The organism is Mesorhizobium robiniae (assembly GCF_040545535.1).
Lineage (GTDB): Bacteria > Pseudomonadota > Alphaproteobacteria > Rhizobiales > Rhizobiaceae > Mesorhizobium > Mesorhizobium robiniae.
In genome coordinates this window covers 257,830-280,912 of sequence record NZ_JBEPMC010000007.1, presented here as the reverse complement: position 1 = coordinate 280,912, position 23,083 = coordinate 257,830, and the positions used below count along the sequence as shown (strand labels likewise).

The following is a 23,083-nucleotide window of genomic DNA, read 5'->3' as shown; positions in this document are numbered from 1 at the left end:
CACTGTTTCGTGTTGAACCAATGCTGTCCTTTCTGGTTTTGTTCCTGTATACACCTGACGTCGCGAACGAGCCTTTGGCGTTCGCAACATATGCCCGCCGCGTTTCGGGGGCACCACTCCAGAGAGAGAGGGGCGCTATCATGGCCCAGTCACTACCCAGTATCGTTTCCGGCGAAGGCGGCCTCAGCCGCTACCTGGAAGAAATCCGTCGCTTTCCGATGCTTCAGCCGCAGGAAGAGTACATGCTCGCCAAGCGTTACGCCGAGCATGAGGACACCACGGCTGCACACAAGCTCGTCACCTCCCACCTTCGGCTCGTCGCCAAGATCGCCATGGGCTATCGCGGCTATGGCTTGCCGATCGGCGAGGTGATCTCGGAAGGCAATGTCGGCCTGATGCAGGCCGTCAAGAAATTCGAACCGGAGCGCGGCTTCCGGCTCGCCACCTACGCCATGTGGTGGATCAAGGCCTCGATCCAGGAATACATCCTGCGCTCGTGGAGTCTGGTCAAGATGGGCACGACCGCCAACCAGAAGCGCCTGTTCTTCAACCTGCGCAAGGTGAAGGGCAAGATCCAGGCGCTCGACGACGGCGATTTGAAGCCCGACCAGATCACCGAGATCGCCACCCGCCTCAACGTGTCCGAAGCGGAGGTGGTGTCGATGAACCGCCGCCTGTCGGGCGATGCCTCGCTCAACGCACCGATCCGCGCGAGCGAAGGTGAATCCGGCGAATGGCAGGACTGGCTGGTCGACGACCACGAAAGCCAGGAAGATGCGCTGATCGAGCAGGACGAGCTGGAAAACCGGCGCGGCATGCTGTCCGGCGCTCTCGCCGTGCTCAACGAGCGCGAGCGGCGCATCTTCGAGGCGCGCCGCCTGGCCGAGGAGCCGCTGACGCTGGAAGAGCTGTCGGCCGAGTTCGACATCAGCCGCGAGCGCGTGCGCCAGATCGAGGTGCGCGCCTTCGAGAAGGTGCAGGACGCGGTCAAGGCCGCAGCCAAGCGCCAGATGCAGGCGCTGCGCACCATCGAGGCGCAGCCGGCGGCGTAAACTTCCGACGGAAAGAAATAATGGCGGCGTCAGGTAACTGGCGCCGCCTTTCCTTTTGTGGGTTCGGCCAATCGTAGCGGCGCTGACTTCCCGAAATGCGTGGTGCCGTCTGCCGACAACCCCTCAAAGACAATCCAACGGGAACTTCAAATACCGGCGGCCGTTGGATTCCGGCTCCGGCAGGCGGCCGCCATTCATGTTGACCTGCAGCGCATGCAGGATAAGCCTGGGCATCGGCAGCGTCCTGTCGCGTGCCTCCCGCATTGCCACGAAATCGGCCTCTGTCCTGCATGCCGTAATATGGGTGTTCTTGGATTTCTGTTCCGCGACCGTGCTCTCCCACAAGGGCTCGCGTCCTCCCGTCTCGTAGTCATGACCGACGAACAGACGTGTCTCGTCCGGTAGCGCGAGGATATCCTGGATCGAGCGCCAGAGCCGCGCGGCACTGCCGCCGGGAAAATCCGCTCTCGCCGTGCCGCTGTCCGGCATGAACAGCGTGTCATGGATGAAGGCGGCGTCGCCGATCACATAGGTGATAGAGGCCAGCGTGTGGCCCGGCGAAAAGAGCACCTTTGCCGGAATGCCGCCGACCGAAAAGCTTTCGCCATCGGCAAACAGCCTGTTCCATTGGGATCCGTCGGGAGGAAAATCCGGCCAGTTGTAGATCGCCTTCCACAATTTCTGGACGTCGACGACCTTCTCGCCAATCGCTGTAAGCGCTCCGGTCTTCTCTCGGAGATAGTGCGCCGCCGAGAAATGGTCGGCGTGCGGGTGGGTGTCGAGGATCCACTCGACCTCCAGCCCGTTTTCCCTGATAAAATCGAGCAGGGCGTCGGCATTCTTTGTCGCTGTTGCGCCGGATTTCTCATCGAAATCAAGCACAGGATCGATGATTGCGCATCGTCGCGTCTGCGCGTCGGCGACGACGTATTGGATGGACCCGGTCGGCTTGTCGTAAAAGCCTGCCACCTGCAGCTTGGCCGATGTTGCGTCCAATCCCGGCTCCTCTCAGTTCCCACCCGGCAGGAATGATTTTCTCTGCCGGGCTAAAAGAAGAGCATGGTCATCTGCCGGCACCATGCCGTCAAGCACCGACCGCATGCTTTGTTAAGGCAAAAAGGCCGAAAATTCTTCCGTGCCGTTTGGTTCAGGCAGAGGGTTGTTTGGTCTTCCTGAGATAGGGCAGGATCGTGTCATAGGCGCCGAAACGCTTGATCGCATCCTCATTGGAAACGGCGGCGGTGATGATGACGTCCTCACCCTGCTTCCAGTTCGCCGGCGTCGCGACCTGGTGCTTGGCGGTTAGCTGCATCGAATCGATCGCGCGCAGGATCTCATCGAAGTTGCGGCCTGTGGTCATCGGATAGGTGAGCACCAGCTTGATCTTCTTGTCGGGGCCGATGACGTAGACCGAACGCACCGTCGCATTATCGGCGGGCGTGCGTCCTTCCGAGGTTTCGCCGGCGCCCGCCGGCAGCATCTCGTAAAGCTTGGCGACCTTGAGATCCTTGTCGCCGATCAGCGGGTAGTTCACCGAATGGCCGGTCGCCGTCTTGATGTCGTCCTGCCATTTGGCGTGGTTCGCGACCGGATCGACGGAAATGCCGATGATCTTGACGTTGCGCTTTCTAAACTCGCCTTCCAGCCCTGCCATCGTGCCAAGCTCGGTCGTGCAGACCGGCGTGAAATTTTTCGGATGGCTGAAGAGCACCGCCCAACCGTCACCGATCCATTCGTGAAAGCTGATCGTCCCTTGCGTGGTTTCAGCAGTGAAATCCGGCGCGATATCATTGATACGAAGGCTCATGACGTGTCCCTACCCTGTGAGTGCAGATTGCAGCCGGCACCGCCAGCGCTGCTTTTGTCTTTCTATCACTCCGGCGTCATCCTTCAAACGCCTGTTGCCGCCGGCATTGAGGGCGGCGTGCGAAAAATTTTCATCGCTTCTCGGCAAATGCAGCAGGAATTTTCGCTGCCTTGGCTCAGGTTTTGTTCACCGCCAGCGTCGTCGCCAGGTCTTCCATGCGCTGGGCGAGCGCGCCAAGCGCACCGGTCAGCACCGAATCGTTCTTGTCGGCCTTGGTCAGCGCGTCGTCACGTGTCTTGCGCAGCGTCAGCACTTCGCTTTCCATGCCCTTGACGCGTTTTTGCAGTTCCGAAAGCTCGTCCATGACCATGATGCCGGCCATCACGGTCAGCCGCTGGTCGCCGATCTCGCCGAAGGAATCCTTCAGATGTGAGACATAGCGGTCGAAGCGCTCGGCAAGGTCTATCAGATGCTCTTCCTGGCCCTCGTCGCAAGCCATGCGATACTGCTTGCCGTCGATGGAAACCGTGACTTGTGCCATTGGGCCAGCCTCCTACCTGTCCAACACGGCGCGGATGGTTTCCATGGCGGTCACCAGCCGACGCGACACTTCCTTGTTGGCGTCTTCCAGCCGTTCGGCGCGCGCTTCGGAATTGTCGAGTTCCTGCGCCAGCCGCGAGCGGTCAGCGTTCATGCGCTGCACCTCCGCCTCGGCTTCAGTATAGTCGCGCTCGTGCTCGAGCTTGGCCGCGACGGCATTTTCCAGCCCCTCGATGGCCTTACCCAGCCTCGCGATGACTTCCTTGAGTGTCGTTTCCCCGGTCATGGCTTTCGTCCTGCGCCCTGCCCATCACCGAATCATCCACGTTCAGAACGCGTTATGTCTGAAACATTATGCGCCGTGTGAAGCCAACGTCAACAAAGCTCTCGCGACTGTCCCCTGCTAACGCTAATGTAGAGCCTCCAAGACCCTTCTGGCAGCATCACAAGACCGGCAAAAGCGCGCCGGTTTATTGACTAAAAAGCCGCGCCTGCTATGTGTCGCGCACCCTTTTCAAGGGCTCTCCCAAGGCCCCAAACCCCCTCACTGGAGGAAGCATGACCTCGCGCGAACAACATGACCGGATGGCCAATGCGATCCGTTTTCTCTCCATGGACGCCGTCGAGAAGGCGAACTCCGGCCATCCCGGCCTGCCGATGGGCTGCGCCGATATTGCCACGGTGCTGTTCACGCGTTTCCTGAAATTCGACGCCAAGGCTCCACACTGGGCCGACCGCGATCGTTTCATCCTGTCGGCCGGTCATGGATCGATGCTGCTCTATTCACTGCTCTACCTGACCGGCTACGAGGATATTACCCTCGACCAGATCAAGCACTTCCGCCAGTTGGGATCGAGAACGGCAGGCCATCCCGAATATGGCCATGCCGCCGGTATCGAGACGACGACCGGCCCGCTCGGCCAGGGGCTTGCCAATTCGGTCGGCTTCGCACTTGGCGAGCGCATCATGAATGCCGCCTTCGGCAATGACCTTGTCGACCACTACACCTATGTGCTGGCCGGCGACGGCTGCCTGATGGAAGGCGTTTCCCAGGAGGCGATCGCGCTTGCCGGGCACCTCAAGCTCAACAAGCTGATCGTCTTTTGGGACAACAACAACATCTCGATCGACGGTCCGGTATCGCTCGCTGACAACACCGACCAGGTCGCCCGCTTCCAGGCCTCCGGCTGGAACGCCAGCCACATCGACGGCCAGGATCCCGAAGCGATCGCCTATGCCATCGAGGCCGCCCGCCACTCCGACAAGCCGACGATGATCGCTTGCAAGACGACCATCGGCTTCGGCGCACCGACCAAGGCCGGCACCAACAAGGCGCACGGCTCGCCGCTCGGCGCCGACGAAATCGCCGGTGCGCGGAAGTTCTTCGGCTGGGACTATCCTCCCTTCGAGATTCCAGCCGACATCCTCGATGCGTGGCGCACCGCCGGCAAGGCTGGCGCCAAGCCCCGCACCGACTGGGAAGGCCGCCTTGCCAAGGCCGAGCCCAAGCTGAAGGCTGAGTTCGAGCGCCGCATCGCCGGTAAGCTGCCGGCGAATTTCGACGCCGTCATCGCCGACTACAAGAAGAAGCTCGCCGCCGACAAGCCGAAGGTCGCCACCCGCAAATCGTCGGAGATGGCGCTTGAGGTCATCAACGGCGCGGTGCCGGAAACCGTCGGCGGCTCGGCCGACCTCACCGGCTCCAACAACACCAAGACCAGCCAGACCAAGAACATCACGGCAGACGATTACGGCCAGCGCTACGTTCACTACGGCATCCGCGAACACGGCATGGCGGCGGCGATCAACGGGCTGACGCTGCATGGTGGCCTCATCGCCTATGGCGGCACGTTCATGTGCTTTTCCGATTACGCCCGTCCGTCGATGCGGCTTGCCTCGCTGATGGGCATCCGCTCGATCTTCGTCATGACCCATGATTCCATCGGTCTTGGCGAAGACGGCCCGACCCACCAGCCGGTCGAGCATCTGGCCGCACTGCGCGCCATCCCAAACCACAATGTCTTCCGCCCGGCCGACGCGGTCGAGACCGCCGAATGCTGGCAGTTGGCCCTTGAATCGGAAAAGACGCCGTCGACGCTGGCGCTGACCCGGCAGAACCTGCCGACCGTGCGTAACGACTTCGTTGCGGGAAACCTCAGCCGCCAGGGCGCCTATGAGCTGGCCGCCGCCAATGGCGATGCGGCGGTGACGATCTTCGCTTCGGGCTCCGAGGTCGAGATCGCGCTGGCGGCGCGCGAGGCGCTGGAGAAGCACGGTCATCCGACCCGTGTCGTCTCTGTGCCGTGCTTCGAATTGTTCGACAAGCAAAGTGCCGACTATCGCAACAAGACAATCGGCAACGCGCCAATCAAGATCGCCATCGAAGCCGGCATCCGCCAGGGCTGGGATCATTTCATCGGCACTGACGGCATCTTCATCGGCATGACCGGCTTCGGCGCCTCTGGTACGATCGAACAGCTCTACCCGCATTTCGGCATCACCGCCGAAGCGACGGTGAAGGCGGCGGAAGCCCGCCTGCACGGTTAGCAGGCGCGCCCGCGAAAACACGCATCGTGATTTTGCGGGCAGCCTCAGTTTGGTGGACTTAAATCCAACCCCTCGACGGCTGGATTCTTTGGCAGCCCGCCGTTATGAAGCTGCGGACTTGATCTTCGGCCTCCAACTCCCAAGGAGAGAAAAAATGACCGTCAGAGTTGCCATCAACGGATTTGGCCGCATCGGCCGCAACATCCTGCGCGCCATCCACGAATCCGGCCGCAAGGACATCGATGTGGTCGCCGTCAACGACCTCGGCCCGGTCGAGACCAATGCGCATCTGCTGCGCTACGACAGCGTGCATGGCCGCTTCCCGCATGAAGTGACGGTTGACGGGGACCAGATCACCGTCGGCACGGAGAAATTCAAGGTCACCGCGATCAAGGATCCGACGCAGCTGCCGTGGAAGGAGCTCGGCATCGACATCGCGCTCGAATGCACCGGCATCTTCACCGCCCGCGACAAGGCAGCCGCGCATCTGACCGCCGGCGCCAAGCGGGTCCTCGTCTCGGCGCCTGCCGAGGGCGCCGATCTCACCGTCGTCTATGGCATCAATCATGACAAGCTGACCAAGGACCACATCGTCATCTCCAACGCCTCCTGCACCACCAACTGCCTGGCGCCGCTGGCAGCCGTGCTGCATGACGCGGTCGGCATCGAGAAGGGCATGATGACGACGATCCACTCCTACACCGGCGACCAGCCGACGCTGGACACCATGCATAAGGATCTCTACCGCGCCCGCGCCGCCGCCCTGTCGCAGATCCCGACCTCGACCGGTGCGGCCAAGGCGATCGGCCTGGTGCTGCCAGACCTCAAGGGCAAGCTCGACGGCATCTCCATCCGCGTGCCGACCCCGAACGTCTCGGTCGTCGATTTCAAGTTCATCGCCAAGCGCGCGACCACCGTGCAGGAGATCAACGAGGCGGTGATCGCCGCCTCCAACGGCAAGCTGAAGGGCATTCTCGCGGTCACCCATCACCCGAACGTGTCGATCGACTTCAACCACGATCCGCATTCCTCGATCATGGCGCTCGACCAGACCAAGGTCATGGACGGCAACTTCGTTTCGGTGTTGTCCTGGTACGACAATGAGTGGGGTTTCTCCAACCGCATGTCCGACACGGCGGTCGCCTTCGGCAAGACCATCGCCTGATCGCAGAGCCACCTTCTTGCGACTTGGAAACGCCCGGCTCTGTCCGGGCGTTTTTGTTTAAGCCCCTTCGCTCGCGTTCTTGTGTCGGCAGATCGCACGTCTTGGGAGATTGGCCTGAACGACCATCGCCCTTCGTCATCCCGGGGTCTGCGCGACGCCGCTTCGCGGCTGCTCCGCCCTGGGATGACGAAGTTGGAGCGGCATAGGGCAAAAAACACCCTCCCGCCTTGCACCCGTCATGTCTTCGCCTCACTCTCCCGTAAAGCGAGAGGTACACGAAATTGAGGGGGCGGTTTTCGGATGGAGCATGCGATCTATCTCGTGACGCTGGTTGGCACCGCACTTGTCGTTGCCGCTGCGTTTTCGAGCCTGATCGCCTTCCGCTTCGGCGCTCCTCTCTTGCTGCTGTTTCTCTGCATCGGCCTGGCCACGGGTACAGACGGCCTCGGCATCCAGTTCGACAATGCGCGACTGGCTTATTTTGCCGGCTCACTGGCGCTGGCGGTCATCCTGTTCGATTCAGGTTTCGGCACGCCGCTCAACGCCTTGCGGCAGGCGGCCGGACCGGCGCTGTCGCTGGCGACCGTCGGCGTCCTTTTAACCACTGGCCTGTTCGGCGTCGTCGCCTACTACTTGCTCGATCTCAGCTGGCTGGAATCCTTCCTGCTCGGGGCTGCCGTCGCGTCTACCGACGCGGCAGCAGTGTTCTTCCTGTTGCGCGCCGGCGAGATCAATTTGCGCGAACGCGTGCGTTCCACGCTCGAGGTCGAATCCGGCACCAATGACCCAATCGCCATCTTCCTGACCATCAGCCTAGTCGAGATCATAGCCGCCAACGCCAGTCCCGAGACCAGCGTGCTGGTTACCGATCTCGTCCTCGGCTTCCTTCTCAACATGGGGCTTGGCGCCGTCGTTGGCATTTTCGGCGGCCTCGCCATCGTGCGCCTCGTCGACCGGCTCAATCTCGACCACGGGCTGCTGCCGATCTTCGTGCTGACGCTGTCGTTGATGGTGTTCGCCGCCGCCGGCGCCATTGGCGGCTCCGGCTTTCTGGCGGTCTATCTCGCTGGCCTCATTGCCGGGAATTCCGACATCCGCGCCGTCACCATCCTCAAGCGCTTTCAGGACGGCATGTCGTGGCTGGCACAGATCATCATGTTCCTGATCCTCGGCCTGTTCGCGACACCCTCGCAATTCCCGGCGATCCTGCTGCCGGCGATCCTGCTGGGCCTGTTCCTGATATTCGTGGCGCGGCCGATCGCCGTCTGGCTTTGCCTGATGCCGTTCCGTCTGCCGCGCCCGGAAGTCGCCTTCGTCTCCTGGGTGGGACTGCGTGGCGCCGTGTCTATCCTGCTCGCCATCACGCCGCTGCTTGGTGGCCTTGAGAACGGCCGCCTCATCTTCAACACCGCCTTCATCGTCGTGCTGGTGTCGCTGGTCATCCAAGGATGGACCGTCGGACCGCTGGCGCGCCGCCTCGGCCTGATCGTGCCCGCCCGCCTAGGTCCGTTGGACAAGGTCGAACTCGAATTGCCGGGCTCCGCCCATCACGAGCTTCTCGCCTACCGCGTAGCGCCTGGCAGCCCGGTGGCGCGCGGCGAGCGCATTCCGCGCTGGGCGCGGCCGTCGCTGGTGCTGCGCGACGGCCGCTCGATGCGCTTCCAGGACATGGGCAGACTTGCCGCCGGCGACCATGTCTACATCTTCGTGCCGGATCGCTATCCAGCCCTGCTCGACAAGCTGTTCGCCAGCCGCGCCGTGGTCGATCCGGAGGATGCGGACTTCTTCGGCGCCTTCGCCGTCGATCCGGCGCGCTCCGCCGCGGAACTGGAAGCCGCTTACGCGCCGGGCCTGACCGAGGAGGAACGCAAGCTGACCGTCGGCGATCTGGTGACCGAGCGGCTCGGCGGCCATGCCGAATATGCCGACCGGGTGCTGCTTGGCCCGATCGAGTTGATCGTTCGCGACGTCGACGACAAGGGCAAAATCACCGGTCTGGGCCTGTCTTTCGAGCCGACCGCGCCGGTGGCGCGGGTGCCGGTGTTCCTGAGCGCTGGCGAGATCGCCGACCGCATCGTTGCCTTTGTGCGCAATTGGCGCAAGCGGACCAAGATGCAGGGCGCCGAGGCGCCAGCGGACGCTGAACCGGCTCCACATCCAGTGGTGGAAAAGTCGACCGGCGAGGGCTGACGGCTCCCCGTACGAGCCGTGATCATATTTTCCGTGTAGCACCATTGCAGGTCTTGCATCGTCGTTGGTGCGGGTTAAGGTCCCGGCGTTTTTCGCGAAAGGGAACAGCATGGCCAGCTTCAAGACACTGGACGACATCGGCAATATCGATGGCAAGCGCGTGCTGGTGCGCGTCGACCTCAACGTTCCAGTCGCCGACGGCAAGGTCACCGACGCCACCCGTATCGAGCGCATCGCGCCGACCATCGCCGAGCTTTCCGGCAAGGGCGCCAAGGTCATCCTGCTTGCCCATTTCGGCCGGCCCAAGGATGGACCCTCGCCCGAATTCTCGCTTGAGCCGATCGCCAAGGCAACCGCGGAGGTGCTCGGCCGTCCTGTCGGCTTCGCATCCGACTGCATCGGCGACAAGGCCGCGAGCGCCGTCGCCGCCATGGGCAAGGGCGACGTGCTGCTGCTCGAAAATACCCGCTTCTACAAGGCCGAGGAGAAGAACGATCCGGCCTTCACCGAAAAGCTCGCCGCCAATGGCGACATCTTCGTCAACGACGCCTTTTCGGCCGCCCACCGCGCCCATTCGTCGACGGAAGGGCTTGCGCACTTGCTGCCGGCCTTCGCCGGCCGCACCATGCAAGCCGAGCTCGACGCACTGGAAAAGGGCCTCGGCAATCCCGTCCGCCCTGTCGTTGCCATCGTCGGCGGCGCCAAAGTCTCGAGCAAGATCGACCTGCTGATGAATTTGGTGAAGAAGGTCGACGCGCTGGTCATCGGCGGCGGCATGGCCAACACCTTTCTCGCCGCGCGCGGTACCGATGTCGGAAAGTCGCTGTGCGAGCATGATCTCGCCTCGACCGCCAAGCAGATCATGATCGAAGCGGCCGAGGCCGGCTGCGCCATTATCCTGCCGGTCGACGGCGTCGTCGCCAGGGAGTTCAAGGCCGGTGCTGCCAGCGAGACCGTCGCCATATCGGAGGTCCCGGCCGATGGCATGATCCTCGATGTCGGCGCAAAGACCGTCAAGACCATCGCCGACTGGATCGACCGCGCCGCGACGCTGGTTTGGAACGGTCCGCTCGGCGCCTTCGAGATCGAGCCGTTCGACCATGCGACGGTGGCGGCAGCCAGGCACGCCGCGGCCCGCACCAAGTCCGGCAAACTGGTCTCGGTCGCCGGCGGCGGCGACACGGTGGCCGCCCTCAACCATGCCGGTGTCGCCGACGACTTCACCTATGTCTCGACCGCCGGCGGCGCCTTCCTGGAATGGATGGAAGGCAAGCCGCTGCCCGGTGTCGATGTGCTGAAGCGCTGAGGCCTGGGGTCCTGAGGCGACCGGCGAACGCGGGCGTTTGCGCGTTTCAATCGATTCGAGCTTTCCGCTTGGAATGGTTCGACTTGAACCTGCCTTGCTCTAGTGGTCTGCTAGGCTGGAATAACCGTTTCAGGGAGAAGCACGATGAGCGAACGTCTCGAGGACATTGCCGCCGCGATGGTGGCCGACGGCAAGGGGCTTTTGGCCGCCGACGAAAGCTCCGGCACCATCAAGAAGCGCTTCGACGTGATCGGCGTCGAATCGACCGCCGACAGCCGCCGCGACTATCGCGAGATGATGTTCCGCGCCAAAGAGGCGATGACCAGATACATTTCCGGCGTCATCCTCTATGACGAGACCATCCGCCAGAAGGCCGCCGACGGCACACCGCTGGTCGACATCATCAAGGCGACCGGCGCCATCCCAGGTATCAAGGTCGATGCCGGTGCCAAGCCGCTGGCCGGATACCCTGGCGACACGATCACCGAAGGCCTCGACGGCCTGCGCGAGCGGCTCGCCGATTACTACAAACTCGGCGCCCGTTTCGCCAAATGGCGTGCGGTGATCGACATCGACGTCGCCAAGGGGGTTCCTTCCGCCACGTCGATCGGCTCGAACGCCCATGCGCTCGCCCGTTATGCGGCGCTTTGCCAGGTGGCCGGCATCGTCCCGATCGTCGAGCCGGAAGTGCTGATGGACGGCGCTCATGACATCGGCACCTGCTACGAGATCAGCAAGGCAACGCTGACGAGGCTTTACACCGAGCTCTACGCAGCCCGCGTCGTGCTGGAAGGCACCATCCTGAAGCCGAACATGGTTCTCGCCGGCAAGAAGTCGGGCAAGGTGAGCAGCCCCGAGGAAGTCGCCGAAAAGACCATAAAACTGTTCCGCGAAACGGTGCCGGCCGCGATTGGGGGCATCGCCTTTCTCTCCGGCGGACAATCGGACGAGGAGGCGACCGCCAACCTCAATGCCATCAATGCCATCGGCCCGCATCCGTGGAAATTGACCTTCTCCTACGGCCGCGCCTTGCAGGCCGCGCCACAGAAGGCGTGGAGCGGCAAGGCGGCCAACGTCGCCGCTGCCCAGGCCGCATTCGCCCACCGCGCCCACATGAACCATCTGGCCGCGCTTGGAAAATGGCAGCCGGAACTGGAACAGGCCGCCTAACCGGGTTTTGCCTTCATCCGAACCCGGGTCGTGTGCCCGGGTTCATATGCTCTGAAAAAACGCGAGGACTGTGTCGGCTTGCGTTGAGCCCAAACGTCCTTGGGGCTCAAAGAGGAGCAGGCTCATGCCAAACAACAAGATCGTTTCACGGGAAGACTGGTTCCAGGCGCACAAGGCGCATCTGGCCCGCGAGAAGGAATTGACGCGATTTCGCGACCGCATCGCTGCCGAACGGCGGGAATTGCCTTGGTTGAAGATCCGCAAGGACTATGTCTTCGAGACCGAACGGGGGCCGAAGACACTGGCCGACCTATTCGGAGGCGCAAGCCAGCTGATCGTCTACCATTTCATGTTCGGGCCTGGCGCCGACTACCGGTGCGAAGGTTGCTCCTTCCTCGCTGACCACATCGACGGCGCCAATCAGCACCTTAGGCATCACGATGTGTCGCTGGTCGTGGTGGCGCGGGCGCCGCTGGCTGAATTTCTGCCTTACAAACAGCGCATGGGCTGGAAATTCGACTGGGTGTCGTCCTACGCCTCGGATTTCAATTTCGACATGCAGGTATCCTTCACCGACAAGCAGATCGCGGCCGGCGACACGACCTACAATTTCGAGCAGCGCGCGCGCAAATCAAAAGACCTTCCCGGCACCAGCGTGTTCTACCGGGATGAGAACGGCGACATCTTTTTGACCTTCATGTCGCGCTCCAGGGGCGGTGATCCGCTGATCGGCGCCTATCACTATCTCGACCTGACGCCGAAAGGCCGCAACGAAACCGGTCCCTATCACAGCCTGATGGACTGGGTGCGGCTGCACGATGAATATGCAGACAGGCCCGAGATGCAGGACGCCTGTTGCCATTGACGGTGGCTGTCGACGCAAGGTCTTTCGCCTTCGGCCCGATATGCGCTAAGTGCTGCTCGCTATGCCCTAAAACGGACTTGCCCATTTAACGGTTCGCGATGCAGCGCTTTCTTGTCCCCCTCACCTGGCTCGCCTTTCCGGTCTATGTCTGGCAGGGGCTCGGAGTGCGCCGCCGCACCACCCGAATGCTGCCGGCGCAAGGTCCGGTCATGCACGAGATACCAGGGCAGGCGCCGGCGATCTCACTTCTGATGCTCGGCGATTCTTCCGCCGCGTCCGTCGGCATCGGCAATTCCGAGTACGGGCTGGCCGCGCAACTGGCCAAGCTAATCTCGCAACGCACTGGCCGTGCGGTGCGCTGGCGGGCAGCCGGCTTCAACTCGGCGACCTCGGGCCAGATCCGCGACCATGTGCTGCCCAACCTGTCGGCCGATCCTTGGACGCATATTGTGCTCGCCATCGGCACCAACGACACCAAGAACTTCCACTCGGTGCGCCGCTTCAAGAGCGATTTTGGCGGCTTGCTCTACGCGCTGCGCGCCAAATGGCCTGAGGCGCGCGTGGTGTGGTCGCCAGTGCTGGAATTCACCCGGGCACCGGCAATGCCGCCGCTGCTCGGAAAGATCCTGGAGATCCGCGCCGCCGAGATGAATCGGATGGGCGAGCGCCTTTGTCTCGAACGCGGCGCGGTGCCGGCGCCGCGCCTGCCGATCACCGATGCCGAAGCCGGCTTTGCATCCGACGGATTTCATGCCTCGGAAGCCGGCTACCGGGCCTGGGCGGAACATCTCGTCGGTTTGGTGCTGGCCGACGAACCCCACGTCGCATAGCGGCCCGTCGGCCCTAACCCCAATGCCCCAGCGCCGCTGTTATCGAAATCGCCGCCATTGCCAGTACCGCCAGCTTCCAGAAATCGCTGCGCCGCCTCAGCCCCGGCCAGCCGAGCGGTTTGATCAGCTGGATGACCATCATGGCGATGATGACGAGCGCAAGGAGTTTCGACATGCCGCCTTTGACCAGCATCGCGGCCGGCTGTCAAAGCGCTCCTTGTGCGCTCATCCCTGGTCACCATTACGACACGATCGCCGGCGCTCTGAATGCAACGTGGTGGACCGCGGAACCGGCAACCGGCAGCGTCGTCAGATGCCATCCATCCTCCTGACAGACTGCTGTCAGGAGGGGTGTGCGATAGTGTCTCCATCGAAAGAGAGGAGACCAGCTATGAACGGTTTTACCATTCTGCGCAGCGTGCAGCACTATGTCGGCAAGATCCGGACGATGCGCAACGAGATCCGCACCCAACGTTTCATGAATGACTTGCCGCAGAGCATCCGCAAGGACATCGGTTGGCCCGATAATTACGAAGGCCGCCACGGCCGCGGGTGATTTTTCGCCGTAGTGCTTGGATGCGGGCGCTACAGCGCCCAGATAATAGGTCCGGCGGGCCGAAAGGCGGAGCAGGAAATGTCCGACCAGAAGACCATTGGTGTCGTTTTCATCGATCGCTTCGCCGACTGGGAATACGGCCTGCTGGCGGCTTCGGCGGTCGAATGGTTCGGCGCCCGCGCGGTGTCGCTAACGCCGGGCGGTAGGCCGGTGACGTCGGCCAGCGGGTTTCAGCTGACGCCCGACCGCTCCACCGAGATTGATGAAAACACCGACCTCGACGCCGTCGCGGTGATCGGCTCCGACCAGTGGGTCGATGCACCGCCTGTTATCTCCGGACTGCTGACGGCAATTGCGGCGCGCGGCGGCGTGGTCGGCGGCATCTGTGCCGGCACGCTGGCATTGGCGCGCGCCGGCTTGTTCGACAAGGCCAAACACACCAGCAATGGTCGTGACTGGATCAATGAAAAGGAACCGGGCTATCCAGGCGCCCAGAACTATCTGGATGTGCCCTATGCCGTCGCCGACGGTCGCATCGTGTCTGCGCCGGGTTCGGCTCCCGGCACCTTCGCTCTTGCCTATTTGACGACGCTCTATCCCCAGAGAAGCAGCGACCTCGCTGAGATGCGCAGGCTGTTCGCCAAGGAGTATGTCGGAGGGGAACATGCTGAAGCCTCCTGACAGTATGGTGTCAGGAGCGGCGTGCAATAGTGCGACAGTATCAGGAGACTGGCATGGCCTTCATCCCCGCAAAAGCCTCGGCATGGTTCGAGATCCCCGTCACCGACATGGATCGGGCCCGCGCCTTTTATGGGTCGGTGCTTCAGAACGATCTCGCTCTGGAGGAGAGCGGCCCGAACCCGCTGGCCATGTTCGCCGCGCAGGACCGAATGGCCTCCGGGCACGTCTACCCCGGAAAACCCGCGGCACCGGGAACCGGCCCAACCATCCATCTGTCGGTTGCCGCACCGATCGAAGACGCCATGGAACGGGTGAGGCAGAACGGCGGTCAGGTCGTCTCGCCGGCGATCTCCATTCCGGCCGGCATATTCGCCTATTGCCTAGACCCGGACGGAAACAGTTTCGGGCTCTTTGTCTAGGTGGCGCATGGCAAAAAGCTGGAACGACAGGCTGAATACGCCGGGCATCAATGGCATCAAGCCGTCGCCGCGCACTGTCGGTGACGTCGTCGAGGGCCAGCCGATGCTGGTGCCGACAGCGCGGCAGGTCGATGATTTCATCCGCTCCATCCCAAAGGGCGTGGACATGGATGTCCGCGCATTGCGCACCGCGCTGGCCATCGAGCACGGTGCCGAAGTGACATGCCCGGTTACTATCGGCTATCATCTGCGCACTGTCGCCGAGGCCGCCAACGAGGATCTGGAGCGCGGCATGACGCTGAGCGACATCGCGCCGTTCTGGCGGGTGCTGGATGCAAAGACGCCGACAACAGGGAAATTGTCCTTCGGCGCGGCATTCGTCGCCGCGCAGCGAAAGCGCGAAGGGCTGGAACCATAATGCATGTCGCCCAAAAGTGGGAACCGGTTTTGGGATCACGACATGCATAGAAACAACACCGAGGGACCATACGATGCGCCGCGCCGACAGGCTCTTCCAGATCGTGCAGCATCTGCGCGGTGGCCGTCTGGTCACCGCCCAGAAGCTGGGCACGTGGCTCGAGGTTTCCGAGCGAACCATCTACCGCGACATCGCCGACCTGCAGTCGACTGGTGTGCCGATCGACGGCGAGGCCGGCGTTGGCTACATGATGAGGGAGGGTTTCGACCTTCCGCCGCTGATGTTCACGCGTGACGAGATCGTGGCGCTGGTCGCCGGCGCCCGCATGGTGCGCGCGTTTGGCGGCGCTGCCATGGCGCGGGCCGCCGACGAGGCGCTGGTCAAGATCGGCGCCGTGCTGCCCGATGCCGAAAAGGACCGCATCGCCCGCACCGAAATCCACACGCCGATGTGGGTGGTGAGCGACGCCGCGCGCGAGGCAATCGACCTGATCGAGCGCGCGGTGGAAAAACGCCAGGTGCTGACCATCGACTACTCCGACGAGGCCGGGCGCAGCACCGCGCGCGATATCAGGCCGCTAGGCCTATGGTTTTGGGGCAAGGTGTGGACGCTGGTCGCCTGGTGCGAGATGCGCGACGATTTCCGCGCCTTCCGCATCGACCGCATCGCCTCGGTGGTCATAGCCGGCCGCGTCTTCAAGCCCGAGCGCGGCAAGCAGCTCGCCGATTTCTATCGTGCGGTCGAGCGCAGCGAGGATTACGGCATGGCGCCGGACCGGGCCGCGCGAACCTGACACGCACGATCGCAAAAAAAAGCCCGCGTCAGGCGGGCTTTTTGTAATTGATTGGCTATAGCGGCCGCTTCTCACTCCTCGTCGTCGGTATCCTGGTCCTTCGACTTCAGCGCCGAAAGCTTGGCGAAGACGGCGTTGGCGTCGAGTTCCGCATCCTCGTCCTTCGGCTTCTCCGGTGTCGGCACCAGCCGCTCGGTCAAAGCCGCCGGCAGCAGCGTGTCGCCGGCCGGCTGTGCCTGCTCGCGGCCACGCGAGGCGCGGTTGACTTCCATGTCGAGGTCGATCTGTGAGGCGAGACCCAGCGTCACCGGATCCATCGGCTGCAGATTGGCCGAGTTCCAGTGCTTCCTGTCGCGGATCTGGTCGATCGTCGATTTGGTGGTGCCGACGAGCCGCGCGATCTGCGCGTCCTTCAGCTCGGGATGGTTGCGCACCAGCCAGAGGATGGCGTTGGGCCGGTCCTGGCGCTTCGACAGCGGCGTGTAGCGCGGGCCCTTGCGCTTGGATTCCGGCACCCGCACCTTGGGGTCCGACAGCTTCAGCCGATGGTTCGCATCCTTCTCGGCGCGTGCGATCTCATCACGGGTCAGCTGGCCGGTCATGATCGGGTCCATGCCCTTGATGCCTTGCGCCGATTCGCCGTCGGCGATCGCCTTGACCTCGAGCGGATGCAACCCGCAGAACTGCGCGATCTGCTCGAAGGAGAGCGCGGTGTTGTCGACCAGCCAGACGGCGGTCGCCTTGGGCATCAGCAGCGTATTGGCCATTGCAAAATATCCTTCTCGTTCGCCCGCGTTCCCGCGCGGGCGGTGGTTTAAGCCACCAAAATGGGAAATTCGCGGTCTGTATAACCGCTCTCTTGCCATTCCGCAACGTTTTTGGCGCGTGACGGCGAGGACAGCAGGATATCGAACCTGTCCAGGCAGTCGTCCAGCTTCAGCGCCGTGTCATCGGCGTTTCGGTCCGCTGTTTATGGCTTGGCCGGCTTGTTTTCTTTCCTTGGCTGCACTGCAATCGAAGGTGCGTCCGGAGGCGGACCGGCCGGCTTCGGTTGGTCGACTGCTTGTGTATCCGGCGCCTGCGGCCCTCCGGGTGTCAGGTTGACCGAGAGCCCGTAGATCTTCCACTGCCGGTTCACCGGCTCGAACAGCAGCTCGAAATTGACCTGCAGCGGCATCGATGGAAAAAAACCCGCCAAATGCAGCATGCCGTTCGGCTCGATCTGCGGCAGCAGCGTCAGTTGCGGCTCGAGCACGGCAACCGCGCCGAAATCGAGCGCCTGCTTGCGCTGGCTGGCAAAGATGTCGCCGAGCTGGGCGGCGCTGTTGGCCTGGAAGTTAGGCGAACCCAGATCGCGAAGCACTGTGTAGTTACCGGTCTTGTTGGCCTGGTCGAGCGCCAGCAACGCGCTCCGCGTTAAGATCAGCACGCCATTGCGGTCGATGCCGGCGGGACGAGCGACCTTCTGCGCCACCCGCTTTTCCTTGGTTTGCGCCTGCGCTACCTGCGGAAGCACGGCAACGGCCGCCAGCGCGATAGTACAAGCGGCAAGAAAGCCGCCGGCGCATCGAGATCGCCGGCCGCTCGCCCACGGCCAGTGCTGGAGCCTGGATATGCCGATCATGCCGGTCGTGTCAGTTCAGCGTCCATGACGCCCCGACGCTGACGCCGACATCGCCTCGGTTGGTGGATGCCGAAACAGCGGCGTTGAGGCGGAAATCCTCGCTGGTGTTGTAGCCGAGGCCAAGCGCAAGGCCCGATTGCCCCTTGAAATGGCCAAAGCCGCCGGCGATCGACAGTTTTTCAGACCTGTCGTCGTAACGCAGCCCGGCCGTTGCCAATGCAAGCGCCGTCCCTGCCCGGGCTTCCGAGCGGGTCTCGTTGATTCGGCCGCCAATATCCTGGAAGTTGGCCTCGAGTGCGCCAACGCGGCCGTCGAGTTGCGTGATGTCGTCGGTGTTGGTCGTCACCCTCGTATCAAGGTTGGCGATCTGAGTGGTGTGGGCATTCAGCGTGCTGGTGTTGCTGGTGATGCGTGTCTCGTGGTCGGCCAACTCCGTTGTGTGGGCATTGATCTGCGTCGCATGACTGTCCACCGTCGTGCTCAGATTGGTGATGTGGGTACTGTTCTGGGTGACCTGTCCCGGCACACCTTCTAACGTCGCGACATCGAATGTGGACGCCGCCAGATTGCCGTTTCCGTCCGTCGTCATGAAATAGGCAGTCGCGCCTTGCGCGTCCCTGCTTGCCTGAGAATTGATGCCGGCGAGAGTATAAGTATTCGTGGCGGTACCGAGAGACACCTGATTGGCGCGCTCGGTGGTGACGCCCGAACCGATAGCTATGGCGTTATCATGGCCGGCGGCCGCATTGGCGCCGATCGAAACCGAGTTGCTCATAGACAAAGGAGCGCCGTCCTCTCCACTGCCGGCATTTCGACCGATGGCGACGTTGCCCGATCCTGTGAAATACCGGCCGGCGGTTGCGCCAAAGGCAGAGTTGTCATCGCCGGTGACGCTCAGACCAGCCCCTGCCCCAGTTGCAGCATTGAAACTTCCGGTCACCGTAAAGCCGGCATAGTTGCCCACTGCTGTGTTGGCTTCCCCGCTAGTGGCAGAACCGGCACTTTCACCGATGCTGGTGCTGGCGCCGCCAACCGCTGCGGCGGCATCACCACATGCGAAGCTGTCCGAGCCCGAGGCTGCAGCGGTAGCGCCGCCGCCCATCAGACATGTCGATTGGGCTGCGGCGTCCTCCAATGAAGCAAACCAGGATACACCGGCTACCAACCACAGGCCGGCGATCGTTGCGGTCCGGGCTGGCCCGTGGCGGCTCCGTTCGAATCTCATATCGGCTCGGAGCTGCCGGGTCGCGCCCGCCCACCCCGCCCTACCAAGAACGTCGACCCACCCCCGACCGGCCATTAGCTGTCCCCTTTCAGTTTCCCGCGCGACCGAATGCCACGAACACGCGGCGCCCATCTCATCGAAGCGGACACTGAAGGCGGGATGAGAGTTCCAACAATCGTCATATGACGACTGTTCGCCGTTTTAGCTTGATCAAAGGAGCCCAGGCGTCGGGCAGTACCGATGGGCCACACATTCTGTTGTGCTAATTTTCGAAGTGAGAAGTTCGCGCGGCAGCAACGCCTCAGAAGTACAGAGCCGCTCAGCCGAGGTAGCGGAAAATCCGGCAAGAAAACGTCCTTCTGTCGGCATTTGCCGACTGTTGGAGAAAGGGCGTTTCATCCACATTTCGCCTCCGGTAGCGGCGACCTACCCTTGGGAGAGCAGGCCACCGCCGATGTGGGTTGATGATGTTGGAAACTGGGCACGTTGCGGCGGGGTTGTTTCCGTTCGCTATTTCCTACGCGTTGTTGGCAATGGTGCCTGGCGCCAATTTTGCTGTCGTCGCGCAGGCCGGGCTAACCGGCTCGCGTGCCACGGCGCTTTCAGCCGCGGCTGGTATTGCCCTTGGCGCGAGTTCGCTGGCGGCAGTCGTCGCGACGGGAGCCGGCGCACTGCCGCCGGGGGGCATCGCACATCAGATGGCCGCCAGTCTTTACGGCGCAATGTTGGTCTTCATCGGCTGGAATTCGATGCGGCGGGCGCTGTCGATCAAGACTGGCGCCGACGAGCCGAAGCCGGTCGCCATCGTTCGGTACTTCCGGCTGAGCTTTATCACGGCAGCGGCAAATCCTGCCACCGCATTGTTCTTTGCTTTCTCCACGCTAAGCTTAAATGCCCGCGGAGCAATTAGCATAGCCGTGGTCGCGCTGGTTTTCACCATAGCAGTCGCGTGGTTTGGCCTCGTCGGCCTCGTGATTTCCCAGCCAGCGATGCGCCAACTTTACAACCGTTTTCGAAAGCACGTGGACATCATCTTGGGAGGAGCCTTGATAGCGATCGGTTTTGCCGCGCTTAGCCATTGAAACGACAGATGTACCGGGCTCCAACATTTTAGCCGATCGTCATCTGCGGTTGAGCGGTTCTGTGCTTTTGAGCAAGGCGACGAGCTGACTTTGCTGGCGGGTTCCCGTCTTGGCAAAGATCCGTTCAAGATAGGTCCGGCTGGACTTTACGGTGATATTCAGGTCGGACGCAGCATCCTTCAGGGGCCGCCCTTGCGAAAGCGCAGCGGCCAGACGTGCCTCGGAAGGTGTCAGGTCGAACAGGCCGGCCAGGATGCTTGGTGAAGGCACAACGGAACTGGCGCTTACTGCTGTCGCCGCAACCAGGATGTCTGCGCCGAAAAAAACGTCATGTGCGGCGCGCCGCAGCGGGCAAGAGGTGAATGATTAGGGCCGGCCGGCTTTCGCTCGCCGCAACAGGAATGGAGCGCACTGCCGAATTGTGCCGGTTCTCGACGATGGCCTGCTGGAAAAGCGCATTGGCGGAGGCACTGGCGATCGCCATACCGCCATAGGCGGTTGGCAGAAACATTTCGGGCATTTCCTCCAGGAGGCTATTGGCGGTCAGCACGCGTCCCGATGCAGCCATTACCGCCGCGGGCAGCCCGATAGTCTCGAGTGCCGAGACGGTCGCCTTGGCCTGCTCCAACCCCAATCGCGCCGAGATCATGCCGGCACGCGCGAAATGCGGGCGAAGCTGGCCGAGCCTATCGACCGACGCCCGATCGTAGGTGCCATCCTTAATCCACCGCTGAAAAACGAATGTGACCAGCTCGCCGCTCGGCATGGCAACTGCCGAACAAAGATGTGAGCCGATACCTGCCGCTCTCAGCTGTGTCCGCACCGGGTCACGTTCGACCTCTTCGGCTGTCAAGAAATCTTCGACCTGCACGAAGCTCGCCGGCTGCATGCTGCACATGCGCTGTATCGCGTCGGAGAATTTCCAGGCATCGCTGGCGACAAATTCATCGAACAAGGATTGGAGGGAGTTGCCGTGAACCGGAGAAATGTCACTCAATTTGCCGCGGACTGGAGAATCGGCACTGAACAGGAGGATGGCGCCGGTGGCCGAACCAGAAAGACGGCCGGCAGCTTGCAGCGTATCCCCCCAAAGTTCCGGCACGAAAGCCGCCTCGTAGATCTTGTCGGTAAGATCATCAAACATGGGGCGCACGGCCTCGTTCAGAGCGTCTTGCTGGCCGGATCGCCTACGCTCGCCGCGTTAACCGATTCCCGCACGCCCAAAATGCCATGGTGGAACCCAAGGTCAACCGCAGATTACCGTCGAGTCGAACTGGTTGTTGCAGCCCCAAAACAAAACCCGCCGGACAAGGTCCAGCGGGCTCGGAACCGGCGGCGGGAGACCCGCCTGCCTCGGCTCTTGCTTAGCGGATCAAAGCCCCTGGCGGGCAATCCTCTCGATGTCGCCACGGTTGATGCCGAGGTCGTTGAGCTGGCGAGCGTTCAAGCGGTTCAGTTCGCGCACGGTCTCATTGTACATGCGCCAGTTACGGAAAGCGCGGATCGGGTTCATGGTAGTCCTCCATCGTTTCGATGCCGCTCAAATAGGCATCGTTGATGAAAAGTTGAACAGACGCTTTTGCATGGCCGCAATGCGTTTGTTGCATTGCACAATTAAGCTCTTGTTCAGCTTGTTACCGACCGTCAGCCGACATCGAGGACGATCTTGCCGATGTGGTCGCCCTCCTCCATCCGCTCATGCGCCCGCCACGCTTCCTTGAGCGGGAAGATCATGTCCATAACGGGTGCGACCTTGCGGGTGCCGAGCAATGGCCACACCTGCGCCTCGAGTGCTGCGGCGATTTCCGCCTTGAATTCGGCCGTGCGCGGCCGCAGCGTCGAGCCGGTATGGGTGAGCCGCTTGACCATGAGCTTCGAGAAATCGGCGCTTGCGACTGCCCCGCCCTGCGTGGCGATCTGGACGATGCGGCCTTCCACCGCCGCGGCCTCGTAATTACGCGCCACATAGTCACCGCCGACCATGTCGAGGATGACGTTGGCGCCACGGCCGCCGGTCGCATCCTTGACGGCCGCGACAAAATCCTCCTCGCGATAGTTGATCGCCCGATCGGCGCCGAGCTTCAGACAGGCGGCGCACTTGTCCTGGCTGCCAGCAGTGGTGATGACATAGGCGCCGAAGGCCGAGGCAAGCTGGATCGCCGTGGTGCCGATACCGGACGAGCCGCCATGTACGAGCAGCGTCTCACCGCTCTTCAAGGCCCCGCGCTCAAAGACATTGTGCCAGACGGTGAAGTAGTTTTCCGGCACTGCCGCCGCTTCGGTGTGGGTAAAGCCGGCGGGCAGCGGCAGCACGCTGCCGGCGTGAACCTTGACATATTCAGCGTAGCCGCCGCCGGGCGTCAGCGCACAAACCCGGTCGCCGACGCGCCAGCGCGATATCTCGTCGCCAAGAGCTGCAACTTCGCCCGATGCTTCGAGGCCCGGCAGGTCCGACGCACCGGGTGGCGGCGGGTAGGCGCCCTTGCGCTGCTGCACATCCGGCCGGTTGATACCAGCGGCGCGCACCCGGATCAGAATTTCGCCGGGACCCGGCACGGGTACGTCGCGCGTCTCCGGTTTCAACACCCGCGGCCCGCCGGGTTCCGAGATCGCAATGGCGGTCATCGTCGCCGGAATCTTGTTCTGTCCACTCACCATGAATTTTCCCGTCTCGCTTCGCCAGTTTCTTGCCAGCTGCCAGTTTTCTTGTCGACTATTTGCATCCGTGCCCCTGCCCTATGTATGCTGATTGCCAAATCAGGCAAATGGCCACTGCAGCACCGGGCGTCCGATTGGACGCGCAAAAGGATGCT

25 protein-coding genes are annotated in these 23,083 nt (G+C 62.6%); 14 read left to right on the top strand and 11 right to left on the bottom strand.

Going from position 1 to position 23,083, the window contains the following annotated elements; genetic code table 11:
* Nucleotides 1-140: 140 nt before the first annotated feature.
* Nucleotides 141-1,052, top strand: a complete 912-nt coding sequence (gene rpoH, locus ABID19_RS20955; RefSeq protein WP_352927893.1) for an RNA polymerase sigma factor RpoH — start codon at nucleotides 141-143, stop codon at nucleotides 1,050-1,052.
* A 123-nt stretch (nucleotides 1,053-1,175) separates the two neighbouring features.
* On the opposite strand, the gene ABID19_RS20950 is transcribed toward rpoH, so the two are convergent.
* The 4 genes from ABID19_RS20950 to ABID19_RS20935 form a co-directional block, all read right to left on the bottom strand.
* Nucleotides 1,176-2,048 (bottom strand): MBL fold metallo-hydrolase, encoded by an 873-nt coding sequence (locus ABID19_RS20950; RefSeq protein WP_354492876.1) that lies wholly within the window; start codon nucleotides 2,046-2,048, stop codon nucleotides 1,176-1,178.
* 151 nt (nucleotides 2,049-2,199) lie between these two features.
* A complete protein-coding gene (locus tag ABID19_RS20945; protein WP_354492875.1) occupies nucleotides 2,200-2,859 on the bottom strand; it encodes a peroxiredoxin in 660 nt (219 codons plus the stop codon).
* Nucleotides 2,860-3,034: 175 nt separating this feature from the next.
* Nucleotides 3,035-3,400 (bottom strand): cell division protein ZapA, encoded by a 366-nt coding sequence (locus tag ABID19_RS20940; RefSeq protein ID WP_354492874.1) that lies wholly within the window; start codon nucleotides 3,398-3,400, stop codon nucleotides 3,035-3,037.
* Between the two features lie 12 nt (nucleotides 3,401-3,412).
* On the bottom strand, nucleotides 3,413-3,685 hold the full coding sequence (locus tag ABID19_RS20935) for a DUF4164 domain-containing protein (RefSeq protein ID WP_023797069.1): 273 nt from the start codon (nucleotides 3,683-3,685) through the stop codon (nucleotides 3,413-3,415).
* Between the two features lie 272 nt (nucleotides 3,686-3,957).
* On the opposite strand from ABID19_RS20935, the gene tkt reads away from it, so the two are divergent.
* From tkt to ABID19_RS20900, 7 genes are all read left to right on the top strand, one after another.
* Nucleotides 3,958-5,946, top strand: coding sequence for a transketolase (gene tkt / locus ABID19_RS20930; RefSeq protein ID WP_354492873.1), 1,989 nt, complete (start codon nucleotides 3,958-3,960; stop codon nucleotides 5,944-5,946).
* Nucleotides 5,947-6,100: 154 nt separating this feature from the next.
* Nucleotides 6,101-7,111 carry a type I glyceraldehyde-3-phosphate dehydrogenase gene (gene gap / locus ABID19_RS20925; protein ID WP_354492872.1) on the top strand — a complete coding sequence of 337 codons (1,011 nt, stop codon included), beginning with the start codon at nucleotides 6,101-6,103 and terminating at the stop codon, nucleotides 7,109-7,111.
* Nucleotides 7,112-7,411: 300 nt separating this feature from the next.
* Nucleotides 7,412-9,301 (top strand): potassium/proton antiporter, encoded by a 1,890-nt coding sequence (locus tag ABID19_RS20920; RefSeq protein WP_354492871.1) that lies wholly within the window; start codon nucleotides 7,412-7,414, stop codon nucleotides 9,299-9,301.
* Between the two features lie 109 nt (nucleotides 9,302-9,410).
* Complete coding sequence (locus ABID19_RS20915; protein ID WP_354492870.1) at nucleotides 9,411-10,607, top strand: phosphoglycerate kinase; 1,197 nt, start codon at nucleotides 9,411-9,413, stop codon at nucleotides 10,605-10,607.
* Between the two features lie 144 nt (nucleotides 10,608-10,751).
* Nucleotides 10,752-11,777: a class I fructose-bisphosphate aldolase gene (locus ABID19_RS20910; RefSeq protein ID WP_354492869.1), complete on the top strand. Its 1,026-nt coding sequence runs from the start codon at nucleotides 10,752-10,754 to the stop codon at nucleotides 11,775-11,777.
* Between the two features lie 124 nt (nucleotides 11,778-11,901).
* On the top strand, nucleotides 11,902-12,642 hold the full coding sequence (locus ABID19_RS20905; protein WP_354492868.1) for a DUF899 domain-containing protein: 741 nt from the start codon (nucleotides 11,902-11,904) through the stop codon (nucleotides 12,640-12,642).
* Between the two features lie 98 nt (nucleotides 12,643-12,740).
* Entirely contained in the window at nucleotides 12,741-13,472 is a 732-nt protein-coding gene (locus ABID19_RS20900) for an SGNH/GDSL hydrolase family protein (RefSeq protein WP_354492867.1), read from the top strand.
* 13 nt (nucleotides 13,473-13,485) lie between these two features.
* Here ABID19_RS20900 and ABID19_RS20895 read toward each other — a convergent pair whose 3' ends face one another.
* Nucleotides 13,486-13,647: a hypothetical protein gene (locus tag ABID19_RS20895; protein WP_352927925.1), complete on the bottom strand. Its 162-nt coding sequence runs from the start codon at nucleotides 13,645-13,647 to the stop codon at nucleotides 13,486-13,488.
* Nucleotides 13,648-13,863: 216 nt separating this feature from the next.
* Here ABID19_RS20895 and ABID19_RS20890 point away from each other — a divergent pair, with 216 nt between their 5' ends.
* The 5 genes from ABID19_RS20890 to ABID19_RS20870 all read left to right on the top strand — a co-directional run bounded on the left by ABID19_RS20890 (nucleotide 13,864) and on the right by ABID19_RS20870 (nucleotide 16,339).
* Entirely contained in the window at nucleotides 13,864-14,028 is a 165-nt protein-coding gene (locus tag ABID19_RS20890; protein WP_354492866.1) for a hypothetical protein, read from the top strand.
* A 78-nt stretch (nucleotides 14,029-14,106) separates the two neighbouring features.
* The gene (locus ABID19_RS20885; RefSeq protein ID WP_354492865.1) at nucleotides 14,107-14,709 is read left to right on the top strand and encodes a DJ-1/PfpI family protein; all 603 of its coding nucleotides are present in this window, start codon (nucleotides 14,107-14,109) and stop codon (nucleotides 14,707-14,709) included.
* 53 nt (nucleotides 14,710-14,762) lie between these two features.
* Entirely contained in the window at nucleotides 14,763-15,128 is a 366-nt protein-coding gene (locus tag ABID19_RS20880; RefSeq protein WP_354492864.1) for a VOC family protein, read from the top strand.
* A 7-nt stretch (nucleotides 15,129-15,135) separates the two neighbouring features.
* Nucleotides 15,136-15,546 (top strand): hypothetical protein, encoded by a 411-nt coding sequence (locus ABID19_RS20875; protein WP_354492863.1) that lies wholly within the window; start codon nucleotides 15,136-15,138, stop codon nucleotides 15,544-15,546.
* 73 nt (nucleotides 15,547-15,619) lie between these two features.
* A complete protein-coding gene (locus ABID19_RS20870; protein ID WP_095487267.1) occupies nucleotides 15,620-16,339 on the top strand; it encodes a helix-turn-helix transcriptional regulator in 720 nt (239 codons plus the stop codon).
* Between the two features lie 71 nt (nucleotides 16,340-16,410).
* Here the strand turns inward: ABID19_RS20870 and ABID19_RS20865 are convergent, their stop codons facing one another.
* The 3 genes from ABID19_RS20865 to ABID19_RS20855 form a co-directional block, all read right to left on the bottom strand.
* Entirely contained in the window at nucleotides 16,411-17,106 is a 696-nt protein-coding gene (locus tag ABID19_RS20865; protein WP_354492862.1) for a DUF1013 domain-containing protein, read from the bottom strand.
* 203 nt (nucleotides 17,107-17,309) lie between these two features.
* Entirely contained in the window at nucleotides 17,310-17,963 is a 654-nt protein-coding gene (locus ABID19_RS20860; protein ID WP_354492861.1) for a hypothetical protein, read from the bottom strand.
* A gap of 10 nt (nucleotides 17,964-17,973) precedes the next feature.
* Nucleotides 17,974-19,188, bottom strand: coding sequence for a YadA-like family protein (locus tag ABID19_RS20855; protein WP_354492860.1), 1,215 nt, complete (start codon nucleotides 19,186-19,188; stop codon nucleotides 17,974-17,976).
* A 464-nt stretch (nucleotides 19,189-19,652) separates the two neighbouring features.
* On the opposite strand from ABID19_RS20855, the gene ABID19_RS20850 reads away from it, so the two are divergent.
* A complete protein-coding gene (locus ABID19_RS20850; protein ID WP_354493014.1) occupies nucleotides 19,653-20,270 on the top strand; it encodes a LysE family transporter in 618 nt (205 codons plus the stop codon).
* Between the two features lie 328 nt (nucleotides 20,271-20,598).
* On the opposite strand, the gene ABID19_RS20845 is transcribed toward ABID19_RS20850, so the two are convergent.
* The 3 genes from ABID19_RS20845 to ABID19_RS20835 form a co-directional block, all read right to left on the bottom strand.
* Nucleotides 20,599-21,414 carry a helix-turn-helix transcriptional regulator gene (locus tag ABID19_RS20845; RefSeq protein ID WP_354492859.1) on the bottom strand — a complete coding sequence of 272 codons (816 nt, stop codon included), beginning with the start codon at nucleotides 21,412-21,414 and terminating at the stop codon, nucleotides 20,599-20,601.
* 228 nt (nucleotides 21,415-21,642) lie between these two features.
* Nucleotides 21,643-21,783, bottom strand: a complete 141-nt coding sequence (locus ABID19_RS20840) for a DUF1127 domain-containing protein (protein ID WP_023720976.1) — start codon at nucleotides 21,781-21,783, stop codon at nucleotides 21,643-21,645.
* A 131-nt stretch (nucleotides 21,784-21,914) separates the two neighbouring features.
* Nucleotides 21,915-22,895 carry an NAD(P)H-quinone oxidoreductase gene (locus ABID19_RS20835; RefSeq protein ID WP_435528761.1) on the bottom strand — a complete coding sequence of 327 codons (981 nt, stop codon included), beginning with the start codon at nucleotides 22,893-22,895 and terminating at the stop codon, nucleotides 21,915-21,917.
* Nucleotides 22,896-23,083 lie beyond the last annotated feature (188 nt).